15 protein-coding genes are annotated in these 17887 nt (G+C 45.2%); 9 read left to right on the forward strand and 6 right to left on the reverse strand.

From position 1 onward, the window contains the following. Nucleotides 1-194: 194 nt before the first annotated feature. Both K9J17_08600 and K9J17_08605 read right to left on the reverse strand, forming a co-directional pair. A complete protein-coding gene (locus tag K9J17_08600) occupies nt 195-599 on the reverse strand; it encodes an acyl-CoA thioesterase (protein ID MCF8276779.1) in 405 nt (134 codons plus the stop codon). Nucleotides 600-764: 165 nt separating this feature from the next. Then, nucleotides 765-2039, reverse strand: a complete 1275-nt coding sequence (locus K9J17_08605) for a serine hydroxymethyltransferase (protein MCF8276780.1) — start codon at nt 2037-2039, stop codon at nt 765-767. 393 nt (nt 2040-2432) lie between these two features. On the opposite strand from K9J17_08605, the gene K9J17_08610 reads away from it, so the two are divergent. The 4 genes from K9J17_08610 to K9J17_08625 all read left to right on the forward strand — a co-directional run bounded on the left by K9J17_08610 (nt 2433) and on the right by K9J17_08625 (nt 5473). Beyond that, nucleotides 2433-2789, forward strand: coding sequence for a four helix bundle protein (locus K9J17_08610; GenBank protein ID MCF8276781.1), 357 nt, complete (start codon nt 2433-2435; stop codon nt 2787-2789). Nucleotides 2790-2890: 101 nt separating this feature from the next. Continuing rightward, a complete protein-coding gene (locus K9J17_08615; protein MCF8276782.1) occupies nt 2891-3838 on the forward strand; it encodes a nitronate monooxygenase in 948 nt (315 codons plus the stop codon). Nucleotides 3839-3898: 60 nt separating this feature from the next. Continuing rightward, nucleotides 3899-4852 (forward strand): aldo/keto reductase, encoded by a 954-nt coding sequence (locus K9J17_08620; GenBank protein MCF8276783.1) that lies wholly within the window; start codon nt 3899-3901, stop codon nt 4850-4852. A 99-nt stretch (nt 4853-4951) separates the two neighbouring features. Further along, a complete protein-coding gene (locus tag K9J17_08625) occupies nt 4952-5473 on the forward strand; it encodes a hypothetical protein (GenBank protein MCF8276784.1) in 522 nt (173 codons plus the stop codon). On the opposite strand, the gene K9J17_08630 is transcribed toward K9J17_08625, so the two are convergent. After that, nucleotides 5470-6324, reverse strand: coding sequence for a GIY-YIG nuclease family protein (locus K9J17_08630; protein MCF8276785.1), 855 nt, complete (start codon nt 6322-6324; stop codon nt 5470-5472). The two genes, K9J17_08625 and K9J17_08630, sit on opposite strands and share 4 nt — an antisense overlap. 27 nt (nt 6325-6351) lie before the next feature. Further along, entirely contained in the window at nt 6352-7110 is a 759-nt protein-coding gene (gene xth, locus K9J17_08635) for an exodeoxyribonuclease III (protein ID MCF8276786.1), read from the reverse strand. An 84-nt stretch (nt 7111-7194) separates the two neighbouring features. Between xth and dcm the strand changes: the two genes are divergently transcribed. The 3 genes from dcm (at nt 7195) to K9J17_08650 (ending at nt 15191) form a co-directional block, all read left to right on the forward strand. Next, nucleotides 7195-8430 carry a DNA (cytosine-5-)-methyltransferase gene (gene dcm / locus K9J17_08640; protein MCF8276787.1) on the forward strand — a complete coding sequence of 412 codons (1236 nt, stop codon included), beginning with the start codon at nt 7195-7197 and terminating at the stop codon, nt 8428-8430. Nucleotides 8431-8713: 283 nt separating this feature from the next. Next, a complete protein-coding gene (locus K9J17_08645; GenBank protein ID MCF8276788.1) occupies nt 8714-13663 on the forward strand; it encodes a hypothetical protein in 4950 nt (1649 codons plus the stop codon). Nucleotides 13664-13703: 40 nt separating this feature from the next. Further along, entirely contained in the window at nt 13704-15191 is a 1488-nt protein-coding gene (locus K9J17_08650) for a tail fiber domain-containing protein (protein ID MCF8276789.1), read from the forward strand. Here K9J17_08650 and K9J17_08655 read toward each other — a convergent pair whose 3' ends face one another. Then, nucleotides 15192-15806, reverse strand: coding sequence for a 2OG-Fe(II) oxygenase (locus tag K9J17_08655; protein MCF8276790.1), 615 nt, complete (start codon nt 15804-15806; stop codon nt 15192-15194). 84 nt (nt 15807-15890) lie between these two features. On the opposite strand from K9J17_08655, the gene K9J17_08660 reads away from it, so the two are divergent. Continuing rightward, a complete protein-coding gene (locus K9J17_08660; protein MCF8276791.1) occupies nt 15891-16277 on the forward strand; it encodes a hypothetical protein in 387 nt (128 codons plus the stop codon). A gap of 60 nt (nt 16278-16337) precedes the next feature. Next, entirely contained in the window at nt 16338-17111 is a 774-nt protein-coding gene (locus K9J17_08665; GenBank protein MCF8276792.1) for a fibrobacter succinogenes major paralogous domain-containing protein, read from the forward strand. A gap of 13 nt (nt 17112-17124) precedes the next feature. Here K9J17_08665 and K9J17_08670 read toward each other — a convergent pair whose 3' ends face one another. Beyond that, on the reverse strand, nt 17125-17691 hold the full coding sequence (locus tag K9J17_08670) for a hypothetical protein (protein ID MCF8276793.1): 567 nt from the start codon (nt 17689-17691) through the stop codon (nt 17125-17127). Between the last annotated feature and the right edge of the window lie 196 nt (nt 17692-17887).

Here is a 17887-nt window from a genome sequence, read left to right on the forward strand (position 1 = left end):
CCTGAACAAGGAAAAAAAGAAACCCGAGAAGAGAAGAACCGATGAAGGAATTTGAGCTAACCTCACCCTCAGTCCGCTCTACTTGGGAGATGGGTGACTAGGTAGTTAGCCATTAGGCTATATCTGATGACGAGTAGGTCAAGAACTTTCGTGAACGAAGAGATTGCTTCGTCCAACGTTTACCGTTTCGGATTTTACTTCTGCATGGCCGTTTTCCAATCTTCTGGAATGGCAACTGATGCATTTGTCTCATAATCGAAGGCTACAATGATGTTGGTGCCTTTTGCCGCAGGACGCTCGCCTTTTTTGTCGGTTTTGGTGATGAGGCATTCGAGCACTACGCTCTTCCCTCCTATTTTAGCGGCACGCATGTAGACCTTTACCTTGTCGCCAAGGAACACTGGCTCCATATAATCGATGGAGACATGGGCGAGGATGAAGCCGATTTTTTTCCAATCTATTTCGGGTAGTACGGCATCTGTAAACGCCATTCTTCCCAACTCCATCCAACTCAGATACACTGCGTTGTTTACATGTCCGAGGGCATCGGTGTCTCTAAATCGTAGCTGCGCCTCTACCGTTGCTTGAAATTCTTCCATTTTGATCGTTCGTTCTGTCTGATTGCTGTTATTAAAATCCCCCGCCTCTATCGATCCGCAAGCTCCACTTTAGAGCCACCCCCTTTTAAAGAGGGAAGGGCTCTTCACGTTTTGAATACGTGCGGCCCGATCGTTGAACTTTCGGATTTATCTGGTTGATGGATTTTAATATGCGAATAGCGGTCGTCCGCTCATCATTTCGTGTACTTCCTTTTTCACTTCGGCAATCACTGCTTCATTTTCTGAATTGGTGATCACGCGGTCCATCAGGTCAACAATGGTTTTCACTTCTTGTTCTTTAAGACCACGAGTTGTGATAGCTGGTGTTCCAACTCGGATACCTGAACTGATCATTGGTGGCTGATCATCGAACGGAACCATGTTCTTATTGACGGTGATTTCGGCCTTGCCCAAAGCTGCATCGGCATCTTTTCCTGTGACGCCTTTAGAGCGTAGATCGATAAGCATGGAATGGTTGTCTGTGCCGCCAGAAATGATCTTGTAACCACGGTCCATAAATTCTGCGGCCATCGCTTTTGCGTTCTTCACCATTTGCACGCAGTATTCCAAGTATTCGTCTGAAAGAGCTTCTCCGAATGCCACCGCTTTTGCAGCAATTACGTGCTCTAACGGACCACCTTGCATTCCTGGGAACACCGCACTATTAATGAGCATGCTCATTTTCTTGACGGTTCCTTTCTGTGTGGTCAAACCCCAAGGATTATCGAAATTCTTTCCGATCATGATCATACCTCCACGCGGACCACGAAGCGTTTTGTGCGTGGTAGTGGTAACGATGTGGCAATCTTCCATTGGATCAGTCAACAAACCTCTTGCAATCAATCCTGATGGATGCGAAATATCGGCCATAAGCAATGCTCCTACTTCATCGGCAATCTGACGCATGCGCTTGTAATCCCAGTCGCGGCTGTAAGCAGATGCACCAGCGATGATCATTTTCGGCTTGCATTTTTTGGCCGTTACCTCCATGGCATCGTAATCGACCGTTCCTGTTTCGCGACCAACACCATAGAAATTCGCTTTATAAAGAATGCCGCTATAGTTGACCGGTGAACCGTGGGTCAGGTGTCCGCCATGCGAAAGATCGAAGCCAAGAATATCATCTCCAGGCTTTAGACAGGCCAAGGCCACGGCCGAATTGGCAGATGCGCCAGAATGCGGCTGAACGTTCACGAACTCGCAATTGAAAAGTGTTTTAGCACGTTCTCTTGCAAAGTCTTCTACTTGATCTACAAACTCGCAACCTCCGTAATATCTAGCTCCCGGAAGTCCTTCTGCATACTTGTTGGTAAGCACAGAACCTTGCGCTTCCATCACTTGCGGACTGACAAAATTCTCTGAAGCGATCAGCTCCACTCCTTCCAATTGTCGGTGATTTTCCTTCTCGATGAGGTCAAATATTTCTTGGTCGCGTTGCATAAAATGTTGGTTTTTCTGTATGACTTAGTGGGCAATCGTAAGCGTCAAATGTACCTAGCGAGGTAGAAATTCGAAGCACGAAATGAAGAAATTCGAAACGGGTTTTGAACATGCACTTCTTGAAATCCCAAATGAGAAAATTCGAATAATTGAAAGCCGAAATTCGAAACCGAAATGTGTGAAGCACCAAATTCGAAATCAAGAAATTCGAAAAAGGGAAATTCGAAATTCGAAACGGTGATGTGTGAAGCACGAAATTCGAAATCAAGAAATTCGAAAAGGGAAATTCGAAACGGTGATGTGTGAAGCACCAAATTCGAAACAAGGAAACTCGAAACCGAAATGTGTGAAGCACGAAAGTCGAAGTGAAGACGAAAAGTTTAAATTCGAAACGTGACTGGCGAGAAGAAATACGATTTAGAAGACAGAACCCTAGAGTTTGCGAAACGAGTTAGGAGGTTTATTCGAGAATTGAAGATGGATGTTCCTAACCGCGAAGACGGGAAACAACTGGTCCGTTCATCGGGATCTATTGGCGCAAACTACCGAGAAGCTAATGATGGATTGAGCAAGAAAGATTTTATCTATCGAATCAAGATCTGTCGGAAGGAAGCAAAAGAATCGTGTTACTGGCTCCATCTGCTTGACACGCTCGGAAATCAAATTATGGAAAATTCCAGAACTGAATTACTTCAAGAAGCGAATGAACTTATGCTGATTTTCGGTTCAATTCTGAGAAAGTCTGAATAGAACCGTGTTTCGAATTTTAATTATTCGAATTTCGTGCTTCTTCTATTGTTTCGAATTTCCATCTTAGGATTTCGTGCTTTATACTTCAAATGTCGTGCTTAATGAAAAACAGAATAACCGAACTCTTTCAAATTGAATATCCCATCATTCAGGCAGGCATGATCTGGTGCAGCGGCTGGCGATTGGCAAGTGCCGTGAGCAATGCTGGAGGCCTCGGAATCATTGGTGCAGGGTCCATGTATCCAGATGTGTTGCGGGAGCACATTCAAAAGTGCAAAGCCGCAACCGACAAACCGTTTGCTGTTAATATCCCGTTGCTTTATCCGGATATCGACAAACACATTCAGATCATTATTGAAGAGAAAGTTCCCATCGTTTTTTCATCCGCTGGAAGCGCTAAAAAATGGACGCCTTTGTTGAAAGAGCACGGAATAATCGTGGTACATGTAGTGGCCAGTTCTGCCTTGGCGAAGAAGGTGGAAGATGCTGGTTGCGATGCCGTGGTGGCAGAAGGATTTGAAGCAGGTGGGCACAATGGGCGAGAAGAAACAACCACAATGGTTCTGATTCCGCAAGCGGTGAATGCCGTAAAAATCCCAGTGATAGCTGCCGGTGGAATTGGCACTGGAAGAACCATGGCCGCGGCATTTGCTTTGGGGGCAGAAGGCGTGCAGATAGGAAGCCGATTTGTGGCTTCGCCCGAAAGTTCAGCACACGAATATTTCAAGCAAGCGATAATTGAAGCCAAAGAAGGCGACACCAAATTGAGCATGAAAAAATTGGTTCCTGTGCGTTTGCTGAGGAACAAGTTCTTTGAAGAAGTTCAAACGCTCGAAAACCGTGGTGCTGAAGGTGACGAACTATTGGAATTGCTTGGACGAGCGCGCGCCAAAAGAGGCATGTTTGAAGGCGATATGGAAGAAGGCGAATTGGAGATCGGGCAGATTTCAGGCTACATTGATGCCATGAAACCAGCTGGTGACATCGTGAAGGAAATTGTGGGAGAATTCAACTACGCGTGCGAACAATTAGGAGGCCTTCGGCTTTAGATAGAGAATAGAAAAACCAGTAATGGCGTATGACCATACGCCCCTACATAACGAGACAAAATGAAACAACTGACATTCAGAAACGGAGACAAACTCGACATTCTCGGACTTGGAACTTGGAAATCTAAACCTGGTGAAGTTTACACAGCCATCCGCGAAGCGATCAAAATCGGATACCGCCATTTCGATTGTGCCTTCATTTATATGAATGAAAAGGAGATCGGGCAGGCTTTTGCCGATGCGTTCAAAGATGGTGACGTGAAACGGGAGGATGTGTGGATCACTTCGAAGCTTTGGAACAACTCTCATGCTCAAGAAGATGTGATTCCGACCTTGAAGAACACGCTTACCGACCTTCAGCTCGATTACCTCGACCTATACTTGGTGCATTGGCCGCACGCGTTCAAGAAAGAATTTGTTGGAGCGAGTTCGCTAGAAGAAGTGCATGTGGCAGACACGCTTCCGCATATTGAAACATGGCGAGGAATGGAAGCGGCAGTAGCGCAAGGCTTGGCCAAACATATTGGCGTTTGCAATTTCAATAAGCACAAACTGAAAGCGCTTTCGGAGCAAGCAACCATAGTTCCTGAAATGAACCAAGTGGAATTGCACCCAATGCTTCATCAAACGAATCTGTTGGATTTCTGTAAGAAGAATGGAACACACGTTACGGCCTATTCCCCGCTTGGATCGCCTGATAGAAGTGCAGGAATGAAAGCGGCCGATGAACCGAACTTGTTTGAAATTCCTACAATCGTTGAATTGGCTGAAAAGCACAATTGTTCTCCCGCTCAGATCATGATCGCATGGGCCATGGAACGCGGAACGGCCGTCATTCCAAAATCGGTGAATGCTGGAAGATTGAAGCAGAATTTTGAATCTAAGGAAATCCAACTTTCAGCAGAAGACATGGCCAAAATGACTGCATTGGATAAAGGCTATCGCTTTGTGAAAGGACAGTTTTGGGCCTTTCCAACAAGTGGTTACACGGTAGAATGGCTTTGGGATAAATGAGTCTTAAGACGTCAGATTTCAGATGGTAAAGTCTGTTGCCTGATATCTCTCATCTGATATCTAGTTAAAAACCTTCGTTCGATTATGTTTCTTTGGGGCATGAAAAATCTCGTCACCCTTTTTTCCTTTTTCGTTTTCTCTTCTTCCCTTTTCGCTCAAGGAAATATCATGCTGATGCCCTTTGAACCATTGATGAACGCCACTTGGAAGGCTGAAGGAAAATGGAGCGATGGAAAACCTTTCAAGCAGGAAATCGAATACAAATGGAGCGATGGTGAAGAAACTGTGGAAATGAAAACCATGAGTTATTTGGACTCGACTTTCAAAGAATTCGGTCACTTTTCAGATGGTGTTCACACTTGGGACACGACTTCCAATTCCATCCAATTCCGTATTCAAGATGTGAACGGGAAGGTGATAGAAGGCTCTATTATGACCAAGCAGAAAACAATCATGTACAATTATGCCATCGAATCTGAAAACGGCATGAAAACCTACATGACCGATGCGCTTATCTGGATCAAACCAGACAAGTACATGTACAAAGTGGGCACCATGAAGGATGATGAGTGGGAAGCTATTTATCTAGAAACGTACTTCTTTAAGAAATCAATCGATTAATCAGATTTTGATTCAAAATCCTTTAAAGAGGTACCGTCTTTCTGTTTCCACTCAGTGAGCCCATTTGCATTTCTTCCCAAAACGAGGCAGGCTGCTGCTGAAGGACTGCTGAACACATAATCCTCCTGTAGGAATAATCGTCCGTCTTTGTTTCCTACGGAGGAAGAATTTACAATTCGATTTCTCTGATCATCAATGCTTTTCGTGATTGAAGGAACAGTTGAATTGGCAATTTCAGAACCTTCGAATACCACAAATCCATCAGATGTTGGCTCTCCGCTTGCATTGGCCCCTCTGGGCGCCTTGATGTGAAACGCGCCTTTTGATTTCTTCCCGACCGGGGTTTCTCTTTTGTCCTCGAAAACTTTATGACCTAGGGTGTTCACCAGGATTTTAACGTTACTAATGAACTCCTCCATCTCCGAAGTATCTGATTCTGATATAGATGATTGAGTTGGAATTGTATTGTTGTCAATTTGATATCGATTGACTTTCGTGGCTATTGTATGAAGTCGGTTTTCGAGATACTTGACGTGCGCCTTGTTTAAATTTTCGTCCTTACTAACGAAGACGATTGCTTCATTCCAAAATTCTTTTTGAGTGAGGTGTTGTCCGAGGCGCTTTAAAACAGTCTCGGCTTCTCCAATGTAAACCTTATCCAAACCGGATTCATCCTTGCCAAAAAGAAGATATATTCCGGTATTGAGAAGATCAGGACGGTCGGAACATTCTTTAATCTTAATACGAGGAATTTTGTAAGCTTTTCCTGTCCAGTTTGATAGTTCGCATGTCATCCGGCCATTCGGTTCTCCATCAATCAAGAATAGCTTTATCGTTTTTCCAAATCCCATTTCGTTTGAATAATTGTTGGGTTAAAACTAAGAGATCACAATCCCAACCGGACAATGATCCGATCCTTCCACTTCGTTCAGAATGAAAGCATCTTTTACTCGCGGAGCAAAGCTTTTGGAGACCAAAAAATAATCGATCCTCCAGCCCACGTTATTCTTTCTTGCTCCAGCGCGATAGCTCCACCAGCTGTATTTCTCGGTTTCGGGATTGAGGTGTCGGAATGTGTCAACCAATCCTGAATTGATGTAATTGTCGATGCCATCGATCTCTTCCTGCATGTATCCAGCGCTCTTGTTGTAATTGGCCTTGTCGTTTTTCAGGTCGATGCCGCGATGTGCCACATTCAGATCACCACAGAAAACCACTGGCTTTTTCTCTTCCAGTCCTTTTATATAGGAAAGAAGCGCTGCATCCCACGTTTGACGATAAGGCAAACGCGCCAATTCGCTTCCCGAATTCGGCACATATACATTGAGAAAATAGAATTCTTCGAACTCGCAGGTAATGGCGCGACCTTGATCATCGTGTTCTGGAATACCGATTCCGTATGCCACGCTCAACGGCTCTTTTTTGGTGATGACAGCCGTACCTGAATAACCCAATTTCTGAGCAGAAAAGGCATATATATGATAATCCAAACCGAAGAGCACTTCGCGCACTTGCGCTTCTGTCGATTTGATTTCTTGGAATCCCATGATGTCGGGATTCATTTCCTGAATGCTTTCCAGCAGGCCTTTTTTAGCCGCTGCGCGAATTCCGTTTACGTTGAAAGAGATGAGTTTCATAAATGACAATTTGCCGCAAGATGCTAAATCATGTGCAAGTTTTAGGCTTGATCAACTCAATTTTAATCCTGATCTTGGGCGCCCATGGCGATAAGGGTTGTAGAGCTTTTTGCAGGTGTTGGTGGTTTCCGTTTGGGCTTGGAACGCGCCAGTCCTGAATTTGATGTTGTGTGGAGCAATCAGTTTGAGCCAAGCTCTAAAATTCAGCACGCGAGCAGGGTTTACGAAGCACGGTTTCCGCATGCCAATCATTGCAATCAGGATATTTCTAGCGTTCCAACCAAGGAAATTCCTGACCACGACCTCTTGGTTGGAGGTTTCCCTTGTCAGGATTATTCGGTGGCTTCTACACTGAAGCTTTCAGGCGGATTGATCGGCAAGAAAGGCGTGCTGTGGTGGCAGATCTTTCGCATCCTAAAAGAGAAAGAAAAGCATGCGCCCAAGTTTCTGATGTTGGAAAATGTGGATCGTTTACTGAAATCGCCTGTGGCGCAGCGAGGCCGCGATTTTGCTGTGATGCTTTCGAGTTTGAATCAACTTGGCTATGCGGTTGAATGGCGCGTGATCAACGCTGCCGATTATGGCATGCCGCAGCGCAGAAGACGCATTTTCCTGCTTGGGTACAAAAAAGGAACGGCTGCTTTCAATCAGCTTTCGAAACTGAAAAATCCTGAAAGTTGGATTTTGGAGCAAGGCTTATTTGCAGACTCCTTTCCTGTTATGGCTGATGGAAAAGTGACAAGTGACAACCTGGAAAGCGACCTTGTAGCGCTTAGCGAATCTTTTAACAAAGGCAAGAAACTGAGTCCGTTCTTCAATTCGGGATTCATGATAAATGGTAAGTTCTATACCATGAAAACAAAAGCGAATGCTGATGAGCAAGAAGTCCAGTTGAAAGACATCATTCTTCCTCTGGATGAAGTGCCTGAAGCATTCATCATCGATGAATCTGAGCTTGAGAAATGGAAATATCAGAAAGGCGCGAAGAGCGAACAGAAATTCAGCAAGGCGGGAAATTACCACTACAACTATGCGGAAGGCGCCATGGTTTTTCCCGATCCATTGGACAGACCATCTCGCACCATCATTACGGGAGAAGGCGGTAATTCGGCTTCGCGTTTCAAACATGTGATCTTTCAGGATGGCGTATACCGCAGACTGACACCCGTGGAATTGGAACGCCTGAATCAATTTCCGGACGACCACACGAAACTGAAAGGCACCACCGATGCCAGACGCGCCTTTTTTATGGGCAATGCCTTGGTGGTTGGTATCGTAGAAAGATTGGGCAAGGCCATTGCCAAACAAAACAAGGCGTGATAATCTGATAGGATTATTGGAAACCTAAGGGTTATCAGTCCAATCATTAACGTTTCCTCAATGTTATAAACAATGATTCATTTGGATCTTGGGTAGTCTTTCTATCAGAACAAACTTCTACTGTTAGAAACTAATTTCCAGCGAAATATCAGAAACTTAAACCATCGACATTTTTGTTCTGTTGGTCGTCTATTAATAACATCTGATTGACGTTTAACACCAACTGTTCTTATATTTTCGTTGGATACTATTCGCTTTGGAACTCCAAAACAACACGATCAATATGCTCAGCGCCATCTGGTCTTCAACGGCCTTCCGTTCCTTCAGCAGAATAGCATCGTTTCTCATTGTCCTATATACATTAACGGCACATTCGACTGCTTTTGGACAAGCAACATTACCTGTTTCAAGAACTACCTGGACTGGAGCTGAACCAACGGGTTGGACAGAAAACGGCACAGTTGACAGGACTTCCTCGTTTGCTTGCTCAGGAAGTAATGGATCCACTTTTAACAGTACAGGTGACAAAACGACTATCAATTTCTCTTCAGCACCGGATGAATTGGTATTTAAATTGAAGAAAGCCAGCATGAGTGGCGCCTCCAGTATGTTGGTAGAACGCTCTGACAACGGTTCGGTATGGACGACTATTGGAACGTTCGGAACTGCAAGTGGAGCTACAGCAATCTCAGATTGTGCAGACATTTCGATTTCATTGACATCAGCAACAAGATATGTGCGTTGGACTTACACAAAAGCAACCGGCAATTGCGATTTTGATGATGTTTCCATTTCCGCTGCCACAGTGGCTCCAACCATCGTTCTTTCATCTCCATCGCAAACAGGTGTAGCAAACATCGCTCAAAGTTCGACAGACAATATTCTATCCCATTTTCAAGCAGAAGTAACTGTGGCAGACGCTACACTCAATTCGCTTGCGTTCACAACAACCGGTACATACGGAGCTTCCGATCTAACTGGAACATTTAAACTTTATTATGGAACTTCAAGCGTATTCGGTTCTGCTTCAAGCATAGCAACTGTCGCAGTTGGCGCTGCAGGCACTTACACTTTTTCAAGCCTTTCGCAAGCGATCAGTAGCGGTAATACTGGATACTTTTGGATTGTTGCTGATGCTTCTGGCACCTCAGGTGGCAACAGAACTTTGACTATTTCCGCTAATCCAACGCTGAGCTTTGCTTCGGGCAGCGTATCAGGAACCATAGACGTTGGTGGAACTAAGACCTTCGTCATTCCGTCATCGCCAACCTTATCTACTACATCCATTACGGCATTTGGCACGCAGTGCATTGGAGGCACTTATGGTCCCAACTCATTCGATATTTCGGGAACAAATCTCACCTCGGCTGATATAACCGTTGCAGCCTTGAGTGGATACACATTCAGCACCACAACCGGTGGAACTTACACGCCAACACTTACACTTACACAAGCTGGCGGCACGTATTCGCAGACCGTTTATGTGAAATTCTCGCCTGTTGCTGCTAGCGTATACAACGGCAATATCACCGTGGGCGGTGGCGGTGCTTCAGATGTAGATGCTGCAGCCTCTGGCACAGGAACCTACGGAACACCGGCCGTTACAACCGTAACTGCAACAGGCGTTACCATCATCTCGGCATCAAGCGGTGGAAACACCATCAGTACCAGCTGCGGCACCATTACAGATAAAGGCGTGGTTTGGGGCGCATCGGCCAATCCGACCATTATATCCAATTTGGGAATAACCAGCGATGGAACAGGAACAGGAAGCTACACAAGCAGTATCACCGGACTAAGTGCCGCTACCTCCTATCATTATCGTGCGTACGTAACCAATAGCAATGGCATAACCAGCTATGGTGCTGATCTTACTTTCGTTACTCCAACACCTACCCTTTCGGCAGGTTCGCTCACGGCTTTTGGAGCGCAATGTCCTAATGTGACCTACGGTCCAAACTCATTCACCATCACAGGTACAAACCTCAGTGCAGCCAACGTGACTGTTGCTTCATTAACGGGTTATACTTTCAGCACAACAAGTGGAGGAACTTATACGCCTTCCCTATCGCTTACACAAGCTGGCGGTGCGTATTCTCAGGCCATTTATGTGAAGTTTACACCAACAGCAGCTACTACTTACAATGGTAATATTGTAGTTGGAGGCGGTGGGGCATCAAACATCAACGTGGCTGCATCTGGCAGCGGACAGACAACCGTTCCGACCGGACTTTCCATATCATGCAACAACGGCACAGCAACTGCCACTTGGAGCAATCCTGCCTGTTATGATGAGTTGATGCTGGTAGTTTCGGCAGCATCTTTCACTGCGGCCATGCCTTCTGGCGATGGTTCGGCCTACACAGCAAACTCGGCCTTTGGTTCGGGAACTGTCTTTGATGCTGGAAGAGTGGTTTACAAAAGCACAGGCGCGGCCAGCGGAACGATCACAGGACTAACCAACGGAACTGCTTATAACTTCAAGTTGTTTGCGCGCAAAGGATCTTCGTGGTCTGTGGCAGCTACAGTAGAAACCTGCACACCAGAAAACATCTGCGAAACGGAAGATATGGATGGTGGAAATGTGGGCAGTGGCTCTTACTGGAATTCATCTTATTCCAAATATTCAGGAGCTGTCGTTTACAGTTGGACAAACGCCATCAAGGAAACCTCCACGGCTTACACACACAATTCATCCACCTTCGCTATTCGATTACGTGATGTTGCTGGGTCTTCGTTCACTGCTAAACTGACCGATGGCGGCATGGGCATATTTTCGGCCTATGTTAGAAGATGGAATAGTACTCCTGACCCTAATTATACCGTAGAATATTCTACCAATAATGGTGGAGCTTGGACAGCAGTGACGACCATAAACAATGCTTGGCTTGGCAATAGCGATGCTTACAAGGAATTGACCTTTTCTGTGAATGCGTACAGCGCCCCGGCAAACAGTGCCGATGATATTCTTGTAAGATTTACGAACGTGAGTGGCGAGCGTCTCATAATTGACGATGTGATGTGGAGTTGCTACGCAGCTAACCCTGTCGTTTCGTTGGGAATCAGCCCGTCTTCTGGAACGGAAACGGCAGAAACCACCGTTAGACTTACCGCTACGGCAGATGCTGCTGTGAGCGGAGATCAATCAGTGAATGTGATCATAACCGCAGGCGGAACTGATACCGATTTTTATAATGGTGCCGATTTCAGTGGAACGGTGAGCATCACCATTCTGGATGGACAGACCTCAGGATACATCGAATTCGATATTAAAGATGATTCGGACATTGAAGGCGATGAGACCGTAACGTTCTCTTTAACAGGTCCTTCAGCAGGTGTCAACTTGGATGTTCCTGCCAATATTTCTGTAGATCTTGACATTACGGATAATGACAATATCACCTCTTACGAAAGTGCGGTTGTTGAACAAGGCGGTGAGATAGCCACCATTTCATCTTTGACCACTGGTTCTATAGCAAACGTTTCTAGTGGTGTACAGGTTTGGAAATTCCGATTGTATGATGGCGATGGATCAGGCAGTGATGTGGATGATCTTCCGACCATTTATTCAGGTTGGACCATTCGAGCTTCTGCCGGAAACGAAGTTCCAGATTGGGATTTGGCCATTGGCGATCTTGCGTTCTTCAATGGTTCAACAGAATTATCAGCTGGTGGCGTATTGATCAGTGGTTCTTCCATCACCTTTTCCTTTCCATCACCTGTCAACTACATTAGTGTAACAGATAATGGCTATGTGGAAATTGACATGCGCCTTACACTTCAGTCATCGCTTCCATTGGGTTCTGATGGTCAGCATTTCGGATTCAGTATTGACGATGCAGATGTGTACGTGGATTCTGACCTATTGGCATCATCGCAATTGGGAACGTTTACCGAAACAAGTGATGCTACAAAGAATGAGATATCGGTAGTTGGAACGTTACAGTTCATCAATGCACCGGCTGGCGTTACGTTGGGAACAAATTTCAGCGCCACGGTCAGTGTAGTTGATGCAAACGGCAATATTGATGCTGATGTGACGAATTCCATCACATTGTCGCTCACGAGCGGTTCTGGCACGCTTACAGGTGTTCCGGTCACTGCCAGTTTGGTTGGTGGCACCTACACCTTTTCTGGACTGAATCACGATACGGAAGAAACCATTGAGATCACAGCACATGATAACGGAAGTGTCTATGCAGATCTATCGGTATCCATCATAGTCAGTATTGAACCACATCAACTATTCGATGATTTCAATCGGGCAAACAATGCAGTTGTTGGAGTTCCGAGCAGCGAAACGGTTACCGCTTATTCGGAAGTAGGTACTGGTAATGGAACACGAACAAGGATTGAGGATAACCAATTGCTATTGACGAACTGCGATAACGGTTCGGCCACAGGAGGAACCAACGGCATGGAGCGCGTGATGTTCAACGTGGAGAGTCGCTACGAGACCATTTACGATAATACCGCAACAGATATGGAGTGGGTATTCAACATCAATCAGAGTAGACCCAGCCCATCAGGTCTTGGTACTGGAACGAACAACACCTATGCGGCAGCAGTTATCTTGGGCTCAAGCCATGAAGATGTATATGACCCATCTGCATTAGGATACGCGGTGATCATCGGGCATCCAGGCGCTACACCTGATTATGTTAAACTAATCCGTTTTGCAGGAGGACTTGGCTTAGATGCCAATACAACGGATGTTGCTCTGTCTACAGAATCCAATGCAGACAATCATTTCAGTGTGAAGGTCATCTATTCTTCTTGCAGTGGTGAATGGTCCATATCCGTCAGGGATGACGGAGGCAGTTTCGCAGATCCAAATGTTGGAAGTTTGGGAACTCCAGTTACCGCCATTGACCAAACCCACGTTTTAGAAGATCTGAAATATTTTGGATACGTCTGGAAGCACGGTACCAGTTGTACTGAAACTGCCACCTTCGATAACGTAAGTATTCCAAACTCAGTATCAGGAACACCCACATCCAGCAATAAGATCTGGAACGGTTCGGCCAATAGTGATTGGCACGTTGGAGAAAACTGGGGTCCTTGCACTGGAATCCCCACACTTTCTGATAATGTGACTATTCCTAATACCACAAACAAACCTCACATTTATACAGGTCTACTGGGTCTGTGCAATACAATTAGTGTACAGACTGATCTAGGTGCAAAATTGTACATAGACGGCACTGGAAAATTAAAGGTTCACCTACCTTAGAACAGCAATAAAGATGGATTACATAGCCAATAGAACAGCAATGAAAAATGTTTTCAAACCGTGGATAGCACTTGCGTGCACTTGCATTTTGACCGCAAATGCATTAGACCTGAAGGCGCAATCGGTCGGAATTGCCAATACCAGTATTGTGCCTGACGCCCAGTCCATCTTGGACATTCAGAGCACTACAAAAGGAATTCTGATTCCTCGAATGCTTACAACGGAAAGAGTGGCCATTTCGCCTACCAATGGCTCAGACCTTGGTCTGTTGGTATATGATACCGATTTTGGTTCTTACTGGTACTGGAATGGTACTGCATGGCAAGAGATTCCAAACAGCGGAAGTCTTCCATCTGGTGGTGATTTCATTGTGAATGGAACTGCGCTTCAGACAAGTGCCAATTTCAACATAGATGGAAATGGAACCTTATCTGACCTTTTCTTAACGGGAGGAGACATTGAATCTTCGGGAATTCTTCGAATTGGATCTACAACGGATGTAAGAGTGAGACTAGATACAGATGGAAACGGTTCTCAAGAATTTCAGATAACGAACGATGGTGGCTCAACACCTGTTTTCACCGTTTCGGAAGTTGGAAACCTGATTGCAGAAGGTCGAGGACAGTTTAACGGAAACCTTACGCTGATCGGAGCCAATCGCAACCTAGTTGCAGGAGATAATTTTAGAGTTGCTGGAACTTCGGGTATAGATGTGGTGATTGATAGCGACAATACTTCTACCAACGCAGCGTACAGAATTCAGAAAGACGGCTCTACAAATCTGTTTGAAATTCAGGAAGATGGAGATATTTTCTTCTCAGACCTTGTAGGCGTTGGAACGAATCTTCTTCAAAGTGATGCTGCAGGGCAAATGACACGATCAACTACAGATGCTGCCACGCTTATCTCAGGAACAGGAACTGCTACTCAGATCGCCTATTTTAATGCTACTCAGACCATTACAAGCGAAGCAGCTCTTTTTTGGGATGCAACCAATGATCGACTCGGTGTTGGAACTGCTTCTCCAGCAGCCAAGCTGAACATAGATGCCGCTTCGGGCGATTTGTTTCTTGTAGCACAAGGAGGGGCACAACGAATGCTGATCGATGGTAGCGGAAACACAACGATCACTGGTAAATTCAATTCAAACGGAATTGAAGAAACATCTGATCTCCGATTCAAAACCAACATCACTGATCTATCAAGTTCATTGGAAAAAATCACCCAATTGCGAGGAGTAACCTACAATTGGAAAGTGGCGGAGTTTCCAGAACGCGCTTTCAACGATAGAACAGAGATCGGTGTGATTGCTCAGGAAGTTGAGAAGATCTTCCCTGAGTTGGTAAGCACAGATGTCAACGGCTATAAGTCTGTTCAATATAGCCACATGGTTCCAGTACTGTTAGAGGCGATCAAGGAACAACAGTCCATCATCAATTCGCTGACATCAGAAGTTGGTGGTCTTCGTTCGGAATTTGTGAGTTTGAAGAGCTTGATCGAAACTCAGTTAGAATCTGCCAACAAATAATCAGAGAAATACAGGTGTAGGTTCATCTCTCCGCAACCAACCCGTAATGCTGAATCGCGTGCGATTGGTTGTGAGTACTTCGTGTGGCACCAGATCACTTCTGAAACACACCAAGCGCCCGATTATGGGCTGAATATCTACGAATTCATCGCCCTCGTACACGCGTAATTGTCCACCATCTTCTGCTTTCCAATCTACGTTCAAATAAAGAATGACGGAGAAGATGCGGTTGTTCGTTTCGCGGAATTGATCAATATGTCTGGTGTAAAAGCTACCGACCGGATAAGTAGCCAAATGGCATTCGAACCAAGGCAAGGAAATTCGGAAGTAATTAGATAAATGCTCGCGAAGCTGCTCAAGGAAAATGAAATATTCTGTTTGGGCAGAAGTGAGATTTTCCTTTTCCAACCACTTGATCTTATCGCCACGCACCTCTTTTATGCGTTGAACAGCTACGCCTCTTCCTACATGAGCAGGCTCAAAATCGCCCTCATTCAGCAATTGCCTTGCATCAGATAAAAGTTCTTTCAGTACGAATTCAGGAAGAATATCGTCTACAATCGCGATTGCGTGCCGATCAAGCTGTTCGGCAATCAGCTTAACAGTGTTAATCACGCGCTTGGCTTAAGAAGTGCACGAATGTACGCGCGAATCACGATTCAAAAACCTGATTATATTGCACGTTCAAAATCTTAAAACATGAAATCAATTTTCCAATTCGCGCTATTCCTTCTGCCTGTTTTCGCCATCACTTCTTGCAACTCGAATGATGATGACAATAACTCATTTAGCATCAATGATCTGAGCGGAACTTACACAGGCGCCATGAATGTTACTACTCCCGATTTTACCAACGCACAATACAACGTGGTGGTAACAAAGGTGGGTTCAACATCCGTTAAGATCACTCCTTCTGGTTCGGCAGGTTCTGAATGGACAGCCACGCTTACCAATGTACTTGGAGTCTACACTTGCTTGAGCTGTGCACTGAACAACCAGATTACCTTCACCAACGTGAGTGGTTCCATTCAGTTGTCGTACAACTACGATGACAATAACGAGCAATTTGCTGGAGCAAAGCAGTAAAAGCGAGGCTGCGCTTCAAAGTACTCAATCCACCGTTTCTTAGCCATCCACCCTCTTTTTATGTTGACCATGAACAAGACAATCCAACTCAGTCTAGGTATACTTAGTATGTTGGCCATTACCGCCTGCAACTCAAATTCCGAAGATTCTTACCGATGTGCCACTGGCCTTTGCGAGTTAGTTTCGAATGGCAATTATGACAACGCTGAAGAATGCCAATTGGCCTGCAATGCTGGTGCTGAAGTCACGGATATTGATGGAAATGTCTATGGTACCGTCATCCTATCAACACAGGAGTGGACCAGGTCCAACCTCGATGTGGTCACCTATAGAAATGGAGATCCAATTCCAGAAGTTCAGGATTTTACAACTTGGAAAAATCTGACCACTGGAGCTTGGTGCCATTACGAAAACAACTCTGCAAATGGACCTATCTACGGTAGACTTTACAATTGGTATGCTGTGAATGATCCACGCGGGTTGGCGCCCGAAGGATGGCATGTGGCATCTGATGCCGAATGGGCAGTAATGGTTGAACTCCTTGGAGGAACGAATGCCGCAGGCGGGCCGCTTAAATCAACTGGCACTTCGCTGTGGATGGCTCCAAACGAAGGAGCCACTAATGCAAGTGGTTTCTCTGCCCTTCCTGGCGGTAAGCGAGATTCAAATTTGGACTTCGTGAACCAAAGTGAATCAGGAAGCTGGTGGACATCCAGCGATCAGAGCATTCCGTTTGCAAAGTTGAGGATCATTGAACACGGATCGGATGCGGCATTGGGCGGCTATTATGGCGATAAAAACAATGGCTATGCTGTGAGGTGCGTTAGAGATTGAAACGCTGAAACGCTTATTTATCCTTACCGCAGGTCTCGTTGTAAGATTCGGAGAGTCTTATAACACCCGAAAAGAAATCGCTGAAGCCGCTTTTGTTCATCTCTTTGCATTCCTCAAAAAGAGGCATCAGATACTTCTTGTAATTCTTGATACTTGGAATGAACAGCGGACCGCCATCCACTGACGCAAGGATGTATTGAATGGTATGCACACGACCTAATTCATTTGGCATTTTGAATTTATCAATATGCTTGTGATTATTTGACCAGATAGTGATGTATCCTTCTGTTGAACGGAACATGTGCTGCTGCGCCTTTTCCGGTTTTTCCGGATTGGCAGGCATCAGTTCCATAATAGCCCCTTCGGTTTTGAACGCGATGGCGTTCCTACAGTCAGTTCCTTTTATTACTGTATCGCGTCCATCTATCTGAAAAGATAGTTTTATTGGATCATTGCTTGACATTTTCATTTCCACTTTATCGCAGAATATGGTGTCTTTTCGTCCTTTCAGAACCACAAAATCGGGCCCATCATAAAGCTTCTTGTATTGTTTGGCCTTTTGTTCGGATTCTCTGAACATGTCTTGAGCGTTTGCTGAAACAACGAATAACATAAAGAGGATTAGAGGAAGTGTTTTCATAAGATTTATTTTAAAACGCAATATAGGAATGCGCGGTGTTTAAACCTTCGCAAATTTCCTGCTGGCGCGGATGATGTGGTAGATGAAGAAACTGTAGGGGCGTATGGCAATACGCCCGTTATTGAAACATTGGTAA

It is taken from the genome of Flavobacteriales bacterium, assembly GCA_021739695.1.
Taxonomy (GTDB): domain Bacteria; phylum Bacteroidota; class Bacteroidia; order UBA10329; family UBA10329; genus UBA10329.

What these genes read in the sequence shown, in the direction of transcription:
- K9J17_08650 (MCF8276789.1), top strand. Translation starts at nt 13,704, where the DNA reads ATGAAAAATGTTTTCAAACCGTGGATAGCACTTGCGTGCACTTGCATT.
- K9J17_08660 (MCF8276791.1), top strand. Translation starts at nt 15,891, where the DNA reads ATGAAATCAATTTTCCAATTCGCGCTATTCCTTCTGCCTGTTTTCGCC.
- K9J17_08645 (MCF8276788.1), top strand. Translation starts at nt 8,714, where the DNA reads ATGCTCAGCGCCATCTGGTCTTCAACGGCCTTCCGTTCCTTCAGCAGA.
- K9J17_08600 (MCF8276779.1), bottom strand. Translation starts at nt 599, where the DNA reads ATGGAAGAATTTCAAGCAACGGTAGAGGCGCAGCTACGATTTAGAGAC.
- dcm (MCF8276787.1), top strand. Translation starts at nt 7,195, where the DNA reads ATGGCGATAAGGGTTGTAGAGCTTTTTGCAGGTGTTGGTGGTTTCCGT.
- K9J17_08615 (MCF8276782.1), top strand. Translation starts at nt 2,891, where the DNA reads ATGAAAAACAGAATAACCGAACTCTTTCAAATTGAATATCCCATCATT.
- K9J17_08605 (MCF8276780.1), bottom strand. Translation starts at nt 2,039, where the DNA reads ATGCAACGCGACCAAGAAATATTTGACCTCATCGAGAAGGAAAATCAC.
- K9J17_08620 (MCF8276783.1), top strand. Translation starts at nt 3,899, where the DNA reads ATGAAACAACTGACATTCAGAAACGGAGACAAACTCGACATTCTCGGA.
- K9J17_08630 (MCF8276785.1), bottom strand. Translation starts at nt 6,324, where the DNA reads ATGGGATTTGGAAAAACGATAAAGCTATTCTTGATTGATGGAGAACCG.
- K9J17_08670 (MCF8276793.1), bottom strand. Translation starts at nt 17,691, where the DNA reads ATGTTCAGAGAATCCGAACAAAAGGCCAAACAATACAAGAAGCTTTAT.
- K9J17_08665 (MCF8276792.1), top strand. Translation starts at nt 16,338, where the DNA reads ATGTTGACCATGAACAAGACAATCCAACTCAGTCTAGGTATACTTAGT.
- xth (MCF8276786.1), bottom strand. Translation starts at nt 7,110, where the DNA reads ATGAAACTCATCTCTTTCAACGTAAACGGAATTCGCGCAGCGGCTAAA.
- K9J17_08625 (MCF8276784.1), top strand. Translation starts at nt 4,952, where the DNA reads ATGAAAAATCTCGTCACCCTTTTTTCCTTTTTCGTTTTCTCTTCTTCC.